Origin of the sequence: Novosphingobium huizhouense, from assembly GCF_020179475.1 — a bacterium.
Lineage (GTDB): Bacteria > Pseudomonadota > Alphaproteobacteria > Sphingomonadales > Sphingomonadaceae > Novosphingobium > Novosphingobium huizhouense.
The window spans coordinates 58,584-72,423 of sequence record NZ_JAILXZ010000004.1; the positions used below are offsets into that span (position 1 = coordinate 58,584).

A 13,840-nucleotide genomic window follows, 5' to 3' on the forward strand; every position below is an offset into this window, starting at 1 on the left:
GCCGGGCCACAACGTCGGAAGGACATTCGTCGATGCTCAAGCCGGTCAACCTCGCGCTCCTTGCCACGCTCGGCCTTGCGCTCGCGGCCTGCGGGTCGCAGCAGGGCGGGGGCGAAGCCGGCGGCGGGGGAAGCGCGACGGCGAACGCCGCCGCCGACGCCGCGCCGCCCGCCTTCGGGATCTGCAAGTCGTGCCACGCGGTCGAAAAGGGCAAGACCGTGATCGGCCCCAGCCTCTACGGCATCGTCGGCACCAAGGCGGGCGACGTGCCCGGCTACGCGTTCAGCCCGGCGCTCAAGGGCTCGGGCCTGGTCTGGGACGAGGCGACGCTCGACAAGTGGCTCGAGAACCCGATGAAGCTCGTGCCCGGCACGCGGATGAGCTATGCCGGGCAGAGCGATCCCGCCAAGCGCAAGGCGATCATCGCCTACCTCAAGACGCTGAAGTAAGGGGCGAGGCAAGGCGCTTGCCCGGTCTTCGCGCGCTGCTAGGCTGGCGCGCGATGGCCGGTATTCCTCCTGTTGCAGCCGGGCGCCGCACGCTTGTCGCGCTGGTCGTGCTGCTCGCGCTCGCGGTGCTGCTCAACTTCGTCGATCGCGGCGCGATGGGCATCGCCGCGCCGAAGATGAAGGCCGATCTCGGGCTTTCCGCCACCACCTTCGGCCTGGCAGCCTCGGCCTTCTTCTGGACCTACGGCGCGATGCAGCCGCTGGTCGGCTGGATCAGCGACCGGGTCTCGGTCTACCGCGCGCTGGCGTTCGCGCTGGCGCTGTGGTCGGCGAGCACGCTGCTGACCGGGCTCGTCCGGGGGCTTGCGCTGCTGGTGGTGCTGCGCCTGCTGCTGGGGCTGGGCGAAAGCTTCGTGTTCCCCTGCGTGTCCAAGATCATCGCGCGGCACGTTCCGGCCGGCCGGCGCGGGACGGCCAACGCGGTCGTCGCGGTCGGCCTCGCGCTCGGCCCGGCGGTCGGCACGCTGGCAGGCGGGGCGCTGCTGGCGCAGGCCGGGTGGCAGGCGGTGTTCGTGGCGTTCGGGGCGGTGACGCTGCTGTGGCTGCTGCCCTGGGCGCTGGTGGTGCGCGCGCTTCCGGCCGAAGACCGCGCGGCGCCGGCCTCGGCGTTTTCCTATGCCGCGCTGCTGCGGCAGAAGGCGCTGTGGATCACCGGCGCCTGCCACGTCACCGCCAACTACGGCTTCTTCTTCGTCTCGATCTGGCTGCCGCTCTACCTGACCGGCACGCGCGGCCTGCCGATCGCGACGATGGCATGGTTCGCGGCGGCCACCTTCGGCGCGCAGGCGCTGTCCTCGCTCGCCACCGGGCACCTGTCCGACGCGCTGGTCCGCGCCGGGCGCAGCGAGGACGCGGTGCGCCGCGGCTTCAGCGTCGCCGGCCAGGTCGCGCTCGCGCTCGGCATCGCCGCGATCGCGCTGTCGCAGGGACAGGGGGCGCTGCTCGCCGCGCTGGTGTTCACCGGCATCGCGATGGGACCGGGGCCGACGATGGCCTATGCGATCGGCCAGATCTTCGCGGGCGAGCGGCTGGCGGGCAGCTGGATCGGCTGGCAGAATGCGATCGGCAGCCTTTCCGGCGTGATCGGGCCGCTCGTCACCGGCGCGATCGTCGACCTGACCGGGGGCTTTGGCGGCGCCTTCGCCTTCGCGGCGGGGCTGAGCCTGCTGGGCGCGGGGCTGTTCCAGTGGGTCCTGCCGCCGATGCGGCCGGTCGACATCGCCTGAGCGCGACGACGATCGGCGCGCAAACGAAAAGGGCGACCCGCGAGGGCCGCCCTTTCCTGATCGTCGGGCGATGAACCCGAAGAAGATTACTTGAGCTCGACGGTGCCGCCGGCTTCCTCGATCTTCTTCTTGATCTCTTCGGCTTCGGCCTTCGAGACGCCTTCCTTGATGGCCTTCGGCGCGCCTTCGACGAGCGCCTTGGCTTCGGTCAGGCCCAGGTTGGTGATCGCGCGGACTTCCTTGATGACCTGGATCTTCTTGCCGCCGTCACCGGTCAGGATGACGTCGAATTCGGTCTTCTCTTCGGCAGCGGCGCCAGCGTCGCCACCGGCAGCCGGGGCGGCGGCAACGGCGACGGCAGCAGCGGCGCTCACGCCCCAGGCTTCTTCGAGAGCCTTGGCGAGGTCGGCGGCTTCGAGGACGGTCAGCTTCGAAAGTTCTTCAACAAGCTTGGCGATATCGGCCATGATATTTCACTCCTGAATGTGTGACGCCCGGCGGACGCGCCGCCGGCCGGAAATCGAACAGTCTTATGCGGCTTCCTTGGCGTAGGCGCCGAAGACGCGCGCCAGCTTCGCCGCCGGAGCGGTGGTGAGCTGGGCGAGCTTGGTCGCCGGAGCCTGGACGAGGCCGATGAGCTTGGCGCGCAGTTCGTCGAGCGAGGGCATCGAGGCGAGCGCCTTGACCCCGTCGGGATTGAGAACCTGCGACCCCATCGCACCGCCGACGATCTCGATCTTGTCGGTGGTCTTGGCGAACTCGACGACCACCTTGGCGGCGGCGACCGGGTCGGCCGAGGCAGCGATCGCCGTCGGACCGGTGAAGAAATCACCAATGCCTTCGTAATCGGTGCCCGCGATGGCAAGCTTGGCAAGACGGTTCTTCGCAACCTTGTAGGTCGCACCCGCTTCGCGGATCTTGTTGCGCAGGTCGGTGGACTGGGCCACCGTCATGCCGAGGTTGCGGGTGATGACCACCGCGCCGGCCTCGTTGAAGACGCCGCTCAGGAATGCGACCGATTCGGCTTTCTGCGAACGATCCATGCCTTACTCCTTCACATGTGACCGAACGGGGGCGAACCCCGCACGGCCGGCTACGTTTGTCCGCACCGGAAACCGGCACGGGCGAGTCCGCTGACAAGGGAAGGAGGTGCGTCACACCGGACGCGAAAAGGCCATGCGGTCCGCAAGGGGAGCGCAGCGCCTTGAAACTCGTTTCCCCGCCTAGGCCGGAAATTAAGCAGGAAACCTGCACCGACGGTCTCGGACGGATGACCCGGGGCAGGCCGGAGCCTGCGCGGGATCGGGTCGCTGCGGCCCCTGACACAAAAGCGGCGGCAAGTCAACCTTTGCCGCGCGCCTTTTCGCGTCAGTCGCCGGCGCGATAGCCGAGCACGTCGCCCGGCTGGCAGTCGAGCTCGCGGCAGATCGCCTCGAGCGTCGCGAAGCGGATCGCCTTGGCCTTGCCGGTCTTGAGGATCGAGAGGTTGGCGAGCGTCAGGTCGATCCGCTCGGCCAGCTCGGTCATCGTCATGCGCCGCTGGTGGAGCAGTTCGTCGAGCTTGACGACGATGCGGGTCGGGGCGGATTCGCCGGGGCTGGGGGGCGCCATCACACGGTCCCCTCGAGGTCGTCGCGCATCCGCGCGCCTTCGCGGAACACGCGGGCGAGGATGAACAGGATCAGCGCGAGCAGCACCCCGCCGACCGACACCCCGAAGTCCGAGGTCGCGTCCTCGATCGTCGTCGCGAGCCACTGGCCGATGCCGCCCACCGGGATCGAGAGGCCTTCGACCGCCAGCGTCAGCCAGCCCATCGCGGCGAGCCGGGCGGCGTTGACCGGCGCGAACGGATCGCCATGCGCGACGCTGGCGACGATCCGCCGCAGGTGGCGCAGGAAGGCAAAGGCGCATGCCGCCATGGCCGCCACCAGCAGCAGGATCGCGACGAGCGCGCCGATCGTCGCCGGCGGCAGCGGATGATGGGCCTCGCCGGCGAGCCCGCCGAGTACGGTCTGCCGGGCATAGACGATCACCGGGGCGGCGATCAGGGTCGCGCCGGCGACGATCGCCGACAGGCCCTGGCCGATCAGCGCGATCGTGCCGGTGGCGGCGAGCAGCGGGTCTTTGGGACGAAGGTTCATGGGTTCGGTCTCCTCCGGGTTGAGGGTCAGGCGAGTTCGGGGGGCGGCGCAGGCGCAATGCGCTCCGCGGGCAGGCCCGGCGCGGCAAGGGCCGGCAGCGACAGAGCAAGCGCGAGCAGCGCCGTGACCACGAGCCGCGTGGCGTGCGGATCGGCGCCGGGAAGCGAAGGACTGCGGGGCATTTGTCGATCTCCGATATGAGCCATATCGCAATTCAATAAGCCGAGTCGGTCTTATCGTCAATCGATATTATCGAATCTCGATTAGTGCTGCGGTCGGGCGACCGCATTCCGGGCCCGCGACGGACGCAGGACCTTTTGACATTCCAACAGGGGCGGCCTATATCGCCGGCAACGGTCCACCGCTTCGAGCAAGGCCGTCCCATGCGCGGGGGACGGCTCGGGAAGGAAGCGGCGGGCATCCATCTGACGCGAAAGGCTGCCGGTCCGGCGCTCCATGCAGGAGCACCATGCACCGTGCGGCCCTTTTTCGTTTGATGGCGCCAACGCCGCGTTTGGCACGAATTCAGGCCGGGTTTCCGGCATCAAGAAGCGAAGAGGCACCCTCTCCCCATGGCGACCAAGGCCCCCAGCGCACGCCCCGGCGTGAAGCGCCGCATCCGCAAGATCTTCGGTGACATCCACGAAGTCGTGCAGATGCCCAACCTGATCGAGGTGCAGCGCGAATCGTACGAGCAGTTCCTGCGCTCGGACCCCGAGACCGGCTATGTCTCCGGTCTGGAAAAGACCCTGCGTTCGGTCTTCCCGATCCAGGACTTCGCCGGCACCGCGTCGCTCGATATCAAGGAGAAGGACGGCTACGTCCTCGAGGCGCCGAAGTACGACGTGACCGAATGCCGCCAGCGCGGCATCACCTACGCCGCGCCGATGAAGGTGACGCTCAAGCTCGCCACGTTCGAGGTCGATGCCGAGACCGAGACCAAGTCGCTCATCGATATCAAGGAGCAGGACGTCTACATGGGCGACATCCCGCTCATGACCGAGAACGGGACGTTCTTCATCAACGGCACCGAGCGCGTGATCGTCAGCCAGATGCACCGCAGCCCGGGCGTCCTGTTCGACCATGACCGCGGCAAGACCCACTCCTCGGGCAAGTACCTGTTCGCCGCGCGCGTGATCCCTTACCGCGGCTCGTGGCTCGACTTCGAGTTCGACGCCAAGGACATCGTCAACGTCCGCATCGACCGCAAGCGCAAGCTGCCGGTGACCGCGCTGCTCTATGCGCTCGGCCTCAACGGCGAGCAGATCCTCGACTACTTCTACGCCAAGGTGACCTGGGTGCGCGGCGAGGGCGGCTGGAAGGTGCCCTTCGTGCTCGACCAGTGGCGCGGGCAGAAGCCGCAGTTCGACATCGTCGACGCCAAGTCGGGCGAAGTGATCTTCCCCGCCGGCACCAAGATTTCGCCGCGCGCCGCCAACAAGGCGGCCAAGGACGGGCTCGAGGAACTGCTGATCCCGACCGAGGAAATCTTCGGCCGCTATTCGGCCAAGGACCTGATCGACGAATCGACCGGGCGCATCTGGATCGAGGCGGGCGACGAAGTTTCCCCTGAAAACCTCGACCTGCTCGACAAGGCGGGCGTCGACCGGCTCGAGCTGCTCGACATCGACCACGTCAACACCGGTCCGTGGATCCGCAACACGATGAAGACCGACAAGGCCGAGGACCGCGACCAGGCCCTGGCCGACATCTACCGCGTGATGCGCCCGGGCGAGCCGCCGACGCGCGAGACCGCCGAGGCGCTGTTCGACGGCCTGTTCTTCGACGGCGACCGCTACGACCTGTCGGCGGTGGGCCGCGTCAAGCTCAACATGCGCCTCGGGCTCGATTGCCCGGACACCGTCACCACGCTGCGCACCGAGGACATCCTCGCCGTGGTCAAGGAGCTGGTGAACCTCAAGGACGGCAAGGGCGAAGTCGACGACATCGACAACCTCGGCAACCGTCGCGTGCGTTCGGTGGGCGAGCTGCTGGAGAACCAGTACCGCGTCGGCCTGCTGCGCATGGAACGCGCGGTCAAGGAGCGCATGAGCTCGGTCGACGTCTCGACCGTGATGCCCAACGACCTGATCAACGCGAAGCCCGCGGTCGCCGCGGTGCGCGAATTCTTCGGGTCGTCGCAGCTCTCGCAGTTCATGGACCAGACCAACCCGCTGTCCGAAGTGACGCACAAGCGTCGCGTCTCGGCGCTCGGGCCGGGCGGTCTCACCCGCGAGCGCGCGGGCTTCGAAGTCCGCGACGTCCACCCGACGCACTACGGTCGCATCTGCCCGATCGAGACGCCCGAAGGCCCGAACATCGGTCTGATCAACTCGCTCTCGACCTTCGCCCGCGTCAACAAGTACGGCTTCATCGAAACCCCGTACCGCAAGGTCGTCGACGGCAAGGTGACCAAGGACGTCATCTACCTTTCGGCGATGGAAGAGCAGAAGCACACCGTGGCCCAGGCCTCGGCGGCGCTGAACGCCGACGGCTCGTTCGTCGAAGAACTCGTCTCGGCGCGCCAGAACGGCGAATTCGTGATGAGCCCGCGTGACCAGATCACGCTGATGGACGTCAGCCCCAAGCAGCTCGTCTCGGTCGCGGCCTCGCTCATTCCGTTCCTGGAAAACGACGACGCCAACCGCGCGCTGATGGGCTCGAACATGCAGCGCCAGGCGGTTCCGCTGCTCAAGGCCGACGCGCCGTTCGTCGGCACCGGCATGGAAGAGACCGTTGCGCGCGATTCGGGCGCGGCGATCGCGGCGCTGCGCGCAGGCGTCGTCGACCAGGTCGACGCGACGCGTATCGTGATCCGCGCGAGCGGCGACATCGAGGCCGGCAAGTCGGGCGTCGACATCTACCGCCTGCAGAAGTTCGAGCGCTCGAACCAGTCGACCTGCATCAACCAGCGTCCCCTGGTGAAGGTGGGCGATCTGGTCGAAAAGGGCGACATCCTCGCCGACGGTCCCTCGACCGAATTCGGCGAGCTGGCGCTGGGGCGCAACGTCCTCGTCGCGTTCATGCCGTGGAACGGCTACAACTACGAGGACTCGATCCTGATCTCCGAGCGGATCGTGAAGGAAGACGTCTTCACCTCGATCCACATCGACGAGTTCGAGGTCATGGCCCGCGACACCAAGCTCGGGCCCGAGGACATCACCCGCGACATTCCGAACGTCGGCGAGGAAGCCCTGCGCAACCTCGACGAGGCGGGCATCGTCTACATCGGCGCCGAAGTGCACCCCGGCGACATCCTCGTCGGCAAGATCACCCCGAAGGGTGAATCGCCGATGACGCCGGAAGAAAAGCTGCTGCGCGCGATCTTCGGCGAAAAGGCGAGCGACGTGCGCGACACCTCGCTCCGGCTGCCGCCGGGCGTTTCGGGCACGATCGTCGACGTTCGCGTCTTCAACCGCCACGGCATCGAGATCGACGACCGTACCCGCGCGATCCAGAACGAGGAAATCGAACGCCTCGCCAAGGACCGCGAGGACGAGCGCGCGATCCTCAACCGCGCCACCTTCAACCGCCTGCGCGAGATGCTGCTGGGCCAGGTCGCCACGGCCGCGCCCAAGGGCATCAAGAAGGGCGCCGAGATCAACGAGCAGCTGCTCGCCGACGTCGAGCGCCACGAATGGTGGAAGTTCGCGGTGGCCGACGATGCGCGCCAGGCGCAGCTCGAGGCGGTCAAGGCCCAGTACGACGAGACCGTCAAGGCGATCAGCGAGAAGTTCGAGGATCGCAAGGAGAAGCTCGAGCGCGGCGACGACCTCGCCCCGGGCGTGCTCAAGATGGTCAAGGTCTTCGTCGCGGTGAAGCGCAAGCTGCAGCCGGGCGACAAGATGGCCGGCCGCCACGGCAACAAGGGCATCATCAGCCGGATCCTGCCGCAGGAAGACATGCCGTTCCTCGAGGACGGCACGCCGGTCGACTTCGTGCTCAACCCGCTGGGCGTGCCTTCGCGCATGAACGTCGGGCAGATCTTCGAAACGCACCTCGGCTGGGCTGCCCGCGGCCTCGGCAAGCGGGTGGGCGAGGCGCTCGACGCCTGGCGCGCCGCGAACCCCAATCCGCAGGCCGGCCAGCCGCCGGAGGCCGTGCGCGAACTGCTCAAGGAGATCTACGGCGCGAACTACGCGGACGAGATCGACGCGCGCGACGACGACCAGATCGTCGAGTTCGCCCAGTCGGTCCGCGCCGGCGTGCCGATGGGCTCGCCGGTGTTCGATGGCGCGGTGGAATCCGACGTGACTGACATGCTGCGCCTCGCTGGCCTCGATGAATCGGGCCAGGTCACGCTGTTCGACGGTCGCACCGGCGAAGCCTTCGACCGCAAGGTCACCGTGGGCATGAAGTACGTGCTCAAGCTGCATCACCTGGTCGACGACAAGATCCACGCGCGTTCGATCGGGCCCTACTCGCTCGTCACCCAGCAGCCGCTGGGCGGCAAGGCGCAGTTCGGCGGCCAGCGCTTCGGCGAAATGGAGGTCTGGGCGCTGCAGGCTTACGGTGCGGCCTATACGCTGCAGGAAATGCTGACGGTGAAGTCGGACGACGTGGTCGGCCGCACCAAGGTCTACGAGGCGATCGTCAAGGGCGACGACACCTTCGAGGCCGGCATTCCCGAAAGCTTCAACGTGCTCGTCAAGGAAATGCGCAGCCTCGGCCTCAACGTCGAGCTGTCCTCGCTCGACGACGAGGACGACGACGGCCTGGCGCAGGCGGCAGAATGATCGCTTCGTAGGAGGATGGTATGAACGTTCAGTCCGCGATACGACGATTTGCCGCGCGCCAGGGCGTCCTGCTGCAGCGGCAGACCGGCAGCGGCGACAGGGTCCTGTCGCAGCTGCGGCCGCACAGCACCGAGCACCCGCTGATCCGCATGGGCGGCGATGCCGACGGGGGCTATCTCGTTCCCGACGACCTCGACGGCATCACCGCCTGCTTCTCGCCGGGCGTCGACCAGGTGGCGACGTTCGAGCAGGAATGCATCGATCGCGGCATGCACACCTTCCAGATCGACGCTTCGGTCGAACGCTCGCCGCTGGTCCACCCGCGCAACCAGTTCGATCGCAAGTTCCTCGGGATCGAGACCGTGGGCAACACGATCACGCTCGACGACTGGGTGGCGAGCAAGGCGCCCGCGGGCGGCGATCTGATCCTGCAGATGGACATCGAAGGCCACGAGTGGCTGACGCTGGCCCATGTCAGCGATGCGGTGCTGGCGCGCTTCCGCATCATCGTGCTCGAGCTGCATTTCCTGCCGCTGCTCTTCGCCGATGCCGGCGACGTGCTGTTCGCGCCGGTGATCGACAAGCTCAAGCGCAAGTTCGAAGTGGTGCACATGCACGTCAACAACGTCTACCCCTCGGTGGCCGGGCGTCGTTCGGACATACCGCACTTCATCGAGGTGACGCTGCTGCGCCGCGACCGCTTCACCAGGGCGATCCCGCTCGGGCCCGAGGCCCTGCCGCATCCGCTCGACCGCGAGAACGTACCCGACCGCGCGCCGGTAGCGATCCCGCCCGCCGTTTTCTCCTGAGCGCGCGCACGCCGTCCCGGCGCGCCGCCAAACTTCTGGTCTTCGGGCCAAGAAACGAGATCAACGTATGAACGACCTGACCAAGTTCACCAACCAGCTCGCCAAGCCCGAGACCTTCGACCAGATCCAGATCGGTCTGGCGAGCCCCGAGCGCATCCGCAGTTGGTCCTTCGGCGAGATCAAGAAGCCGGAGACGATCAACTACCGCACGTTCAAGCCCGAGCGTGACGGCCTGTTCTGCGCGCGCATCTTCGGTCCGGTGAAGGACTACGAGTGCCTGTGCGGCAAGTACAAGCGCATGAAGTACAAGGGCGTCGTCTGCGAAAAGTGCGGCGTCGAAGTCACCGTGACCAAGGTGCGCCGCGAGCGCATGGGCCATATCGAGCTGGCCGCGCCGGTCGCGCACATCTGGTTCCTGAAGTCGCTGCCTTCGCGCATCGGCCTGCTGCTCGACATGCAGCTCAAGCAGCTCGAGCGGATCCTCTACTTCGAAAGCTACGTCGTGATCGAGCCGGGCATCACCCCGCTCGAGCGCTACCAGCTGCTCACCGAGGACGAGCTGCTCGACGCGCAGGACGAATACGGCGAGGACGCGTTCAGCGCCGGCATCGGCGCCGAGGCGGTCAAGCAGATGCTGATGGACCTCGACCTCGAGCAGGAACGCAAGGACCTGATGGAGGAGCTCGCCACCACCAAGAGCGAGCTCAAGCCCAAGAAGATCATCAAGCGCCTCAAGGTCGTCGAATCGTTCATCGATTCGGGCAATCGTCCCGAGTGGATGATCCTCGACGTCGTGCCGGTCATCCCGCCCGAACTGCGCCCGCTGGTGCCGCTCGACGGTGGCCGCTTCGCGACCTCGGACCTCAACGACCTCTACCGTCGCGTCATCAACCGCAACAACCGGTTGAAGCGCCTGATCGAGCTGCGCGCGCCGGACATCATCGTCCGCAACGAAAAGCGCATGCTGCAGGAAGCGGTCGACGCGCTGTTCGACAACGGCCGCCGCGGCCGCGTCATCACCGGCGCCAACAAGCGTCCGCTCAAGTCGCTGTCCGACATGCTCAAGGGCAAGCAGGGCCGCTTCCGCCAGAACCTGCTCGGCAAGCGCGTCGACTATTCGGGCCGTTCGGTCATCGTGACCGGCCCCGAGCTCAAGCTGCACCAGTGCGGCCTGCCGAAGAAGATGGCGCTCGAGCTGTTCAAGCCGTTCATCTACGCCCGCCTCGACGCCAAGGGTCTGTCGATGACCCTCAAGCAGGCCAAGAAGTGGGTCGAGAAGGAGCGCAAGGAAGTCTGGGACATCCTCGACGAGGTGATCCGCGAGCACCCGGTCATGCTGAACCGTGCGCCGACGCTGCACCGTCTTGGCATCCAGGCGTTCGAGCCGGTCCTCATCGAAGGCAAGGCGATCCAGCTGCACCCGCTAGTCTGCTCGGCGTTCAACGCCGACTTCGACGGTGACCAGATGGCGGTCCACGTGCCGCTGTCGCTCGAAGCGCAGCTCGAAGCGCGCGTGCTGATGATGTCGACCAACAACATCCTCTCGCCCGCCAATGGCAAGCCGATCATCGTGCCGTCGCAGGACATGGTGCTGGGCCTGTACTACCTCTCGCTCGACCGTTCGGGCGAGCCGGGCGAAGGCATGATGCTCGCCGACATGGCCGAAGTGCACCAGGCGCTCAACGCCGGGGCGGTGACGATGCACTCGAAGATCATCGCCCGCGTGCCGCAGACCGACGAGAACGGTCAGCAGTACCTCAAGCGCTTCGAGACCACGCCGGGCCGCATGCTGATCGGCGAATGCCTGCCCAAGAGCCACAAGGTTCCCTTCGAGGTCGTGAACAAGGTTCTGACCAAGAAGGAAATCGGCGACGTCATCGACCAAGTCTACCGTCACACCGGCCAGAAGGACACGGTGCTGTTCGCCGACGCGATCATGGCGCTGGGCTTCCGCAACGCGTTCAAGGCGGGCATCTCGTTCGGCAAGGACGACATGATCATCCCCGACAGCAAGGACGCGCTGGTGGCCGAGACCAAGGAACTGGTCGCCGACTACGAGCAGCAGTACCAGGACGGCCTGATCACCCAGCAGGAAAAGTACAACAAGGTCATCGACGCCTGGAGCCGTTGCGGCGACCAGGTCGCGGCGGCCATGATGGACGAGATCAAGGCCTCGCCGGTCGACCCGGAAACGGGCCGTCAGAAGCCGATCAACTCGATCTACATGATGAGCCACTCGGGCGCGCGTGGTTCGCCGACCCAGATGAAGCAGCTCGCCGGCATGCGCGGCCTGATGGCCAAGCCGTCGGGCGAGATCATCGAGACGCCGATCATCTCGAACTTCAAGGAAGGCCTGACCGTCCTTGAATACTTCAACTCGACCCACGGCGCGCGCAAGGGCCTGGCCGACACCGCGCTCAAGACGGCGAACTCGGGTTACCTGACCCGCCGCCTGGTCGACGTGTCGCAGGACTGCGTCGTCACCGTCGACGACTGCGGCACCGAGCGCGCGCTCGAAATGCGTGCGATCGTGCAGGGCGGTTCGACGATCGCCTCGCTCGGCGAGCGCATCCTCGGCCGCACCCTCGCCGAGGACATGATCGAGGCGAAGACCGGCGCGGTGATCTGCCCCAAGGGCACGCTGCTCGACGAAGCCGCGGTCGCGCGGATCGAGGCGGCCGGCGTGCAGTCGGCGCGCATCCGCTCGCCGCTGATCTGCGAAGCCCAGCAGGGCGTCTGCGGCACCTGCTACGGCCGCGACCTCGCGCGCGGCACGCCGGTCAACATCGGCGAAGCGGTCGGCGTCATCGCCGCGCAGTCGATCGGTGAGCCGGGCACGCAGCTGACCATGCGTACGTTCCACATCGGTGGCGCGGCGCAGGTCAACGAGCAGTCGCACCTCGAGGCGATCTGCGACGGCACCGTCGAATATCGCGACATCCCGACGATCCTCGACAGCCGCGGCCGTCGCCTCTCGCTCGCCCGCAACGGCGAGATCGCGGTGATCGACAGCGAGGGCCGCGAGCGCGCGATGCACCGCGTGCCCTACGGTACCCACCTGCTGCACGAGAACGGCGCCGCCGTCGCCCAGGGCGAACGCCTGGCCGAATGGGACCCGTTCACCACCCCGGTGATCACCGAAAAGCCCGGTATCGTGCGCTACCAGGACCTGATCGACGGCCGCACGCTGACCGAGCAGGTCGACGAGGCGACCGGCATCGCCCAGCGCGTGGTGACCGAGAACCGTGCCGGTGGCCGCGCCAAGAAGGAGGACCTGCGTCCGCGCCTGACCCTGCTCGACGAGAACTCGGGCGAGGCCGCGCGCTACATGATGGCGCCGGGCACCACCCTCTCGGTCGAGGACGGGCAGGAAGTGAAGGCCGGCGACGTGCTCGCCCGTGCTTCGCGCGAAGCCGCCAAGACCCGCGACATCACCGGTGGTCTGCCGCGCGTCGCCGAGCTGTTCGAAGCGCGCATCCCGAAGGACAACGCGATCATCGCGAAGATCTCGGGCCGCATCGAGTTCGTCCGCGACTACAAGGCCAAGCGCAAGATCGCGATCATCCCGGAAGAGGGTGAACCGGTCGAGTACCTGATCCCGAAGTCCAAGGTGATCGACGTCCAGGAAGGTGACTGGGTCAAGAAGGGCGACAACCTGATCTCGGGCTCGCCCAACCCGCACGACATTCTCGAAGTCATGGGCGTCGAAGCCCTGGCCGAGTACCTCGTCGCGGAAATCCAGGAAGTCTACCGCTTGCAGGGCGTGAAGATCAACGACAAGCACATCGAGGTGATCGTTCGCCAGATGCTGCAGAAGGTCGAGATCACCGACGGTGGCGACACCACCCTGCTGCCGGGCGAACAGGTCGACGTCGAGGAGATGAACGAGATCAACGGCAAGCTGGAAGCGGGCCTGCGCCCGGCCGAAGGCAAGCCGGTGCTGCTCGGCATCACCAAGGCCAGCCTGCAGACGCGTTCGTTCATCTCGGCCGCGTCGTTCCAGGAAACCACCCGCGTGCTCACGCAGGCGGCCGTGGAAGGCAAGAAGGACTCACTGATCGGTCTCAAGGAGAACGTCATCGTCGGCCGTCTCATCCCCGCCGGCACCGGCGCGGGCATGAACCGGATGCGCGTTGCCGCCACCAGCCGCGATGCCGCGCTCCGCGCGTCCTATCGCAAGCTCCAGGAATCGCTGATCGCGCCCGAAACCGCGGCCGAGGAACATGCCGCCGAACTGGCGCAGGGTCCCGAAGCGGCGATCGGCAACGATCCGCTGGCGGCGGTCGAGGGCGAGACCCACGGCACCGACGCGGATGCCGGCGACTACCTGATCCAGGGCGACGACGAAGCCTGATCGGGCCGTCCCCGCAACAATGAAACGGCCCCGCCGGAGCGATCCGGCGGGGCTTTTTCGTGGGG

General features: G+C 67.0%; 10 protein-coding genes. 5 read left to right on the top strand and 5 right to left on the bottom strand.

Features of this window, described 5'->3' with window-relative positions:
* The first annotated feature begins 32 nt into the window (after positions 1-32).
* Together K3A85_RS15460 and K3A85_RS15465 are read left to right on the top strand one after the other, a co-directional pair.
* Positions 33-449, top strand: coding sequence for a c-type cytochrome (locus K3A85_RS15460; RefSeq protein ID WP_225207432.1), 417 nt, complete (start codon positions 33-35; stop codon positions 447-449).
* A 53-nt stretch (positions 450-502) separates the two neighbouring features.
* Positions 503-1,735: an MFS transporter gene (locus tag K3A85_RS15465; RefSeq protein WP_225207433.1), complete on the top strand. Its 1,233-nt coding sequence runs from the start codon at positions 503-505 to the stop codon at positions 1,733-1,735.
* An 86-nt stretch (positions 1,736-1,821) separates the two neighbouring features.
* Here K3A85_RS15465 and rplL read toward each other — a convergent pair whose 3' ends face one another.
* From rplL to K3A85_RS15490, 5 genes are all read right to left on the bottom strand, one after another.
* Positions 1,822-2,202, bottom strand: a complete 381-nt coding sequence (gene rplL, locus K3A85_RS15470) for a 50S ribosomal protein L7/L12 (RefSeq protein WP_225207434.1) — start codon at positions 2,200-2,202, stop codon at positions 1,822-1,824.
* A 63-nt stretch (positions 2,203-2,265) separates the two neighbouring features.
* Positions 2,266-2,778, bottom strand: a complete 513-nt coding sequence (gene rplJ, locus K3A85_RS15475; RefSeq protein WP_225207435.1) for a 50S ribosomal protein L10 — start codon at positions 2,776-2,778, stop codon at positions 2,266-2,268.
* A 325-nt stretch (positions 2,779-3,103) separates the two neighbouring features.
* Entirely contained in the window at positions 3,104-3,346 is a 243-nt protein-coding gene (locus K3A85_RS15480) for a helix-turn-helix domain-containing protein (RefSeq protein WP_225207436.1), read from the bottom strand.
* Positions 3,346-3,876, bottom strand: coding sequence for a DUF2975 domain-containing protein (locus K3A85_RS15485; protein WP_225207437.1), 531 nt, complete (start codon positions 3,874-3,876; stop codon positions 3,346-3,348). The genes K3A85_RS15480 and K3A85_RS15485 overlap by 1 nt, the downstream gene beginning before the upstream one ends.
* Positions 3,877-3,902: 26 nt before the next feature.
* Complete coding sequence (locus K3A85_RS15490; RefSeq protein WP_225207438.1) at positions 3,903-4,058, bottom strand: hypothetical protein; 156 nt, start codon at positions 4,056-4,058, stop codon at positions 3,903-3,905.
* 390 nt (positions 4,059-4,448) lie between these two features.
* Between K3A85_RS15490 and rpoB the strand changes: the two genes are divergently transcribed.
* From rpoB to rpoC, 3 genes are all read left to right on the top strand, one after another.
* A complete protein-coding gene (gene rpoB, locus K3A85_RS15495) occupies positions 4,449-8,612 on the top strand; it encodes a DNA-directed RNA polymerase subunit beta (protein WP_225207439.1) in 4,164 nt (1,387 codons plus the stop codon).
* A gap of 20 nt (positions 8,613-8,632) precedes the next feature.
* Complete coding sequence (locus tag K3A85_RS15500; protein WP_225207440.1) at positions 8,633-9,421, top strand: FkbM family methyltransferase; 789 nt, start codon at positions 8,633-8,635, stop codon at positions 9,419-9,421.
* Positions 9,422-9,488: 67 nt separating this feature from the next.
* The gene (gene rpoC / locus K3A85_RS15505) at positions 9,489-13,775 is read left to right on the top strand and encodes a DNA-directed RNA polymerase subunit beta' (RefSeq protein ID WP_225207441.1); all 4,287 of its coding nucleotides are present in this window, start codon (positions 9,489-9,491) and stop codon (positions 13,773-13,775) included.
* Positions 13,776-13,840 lie beyond the last annotated feature (65 nt).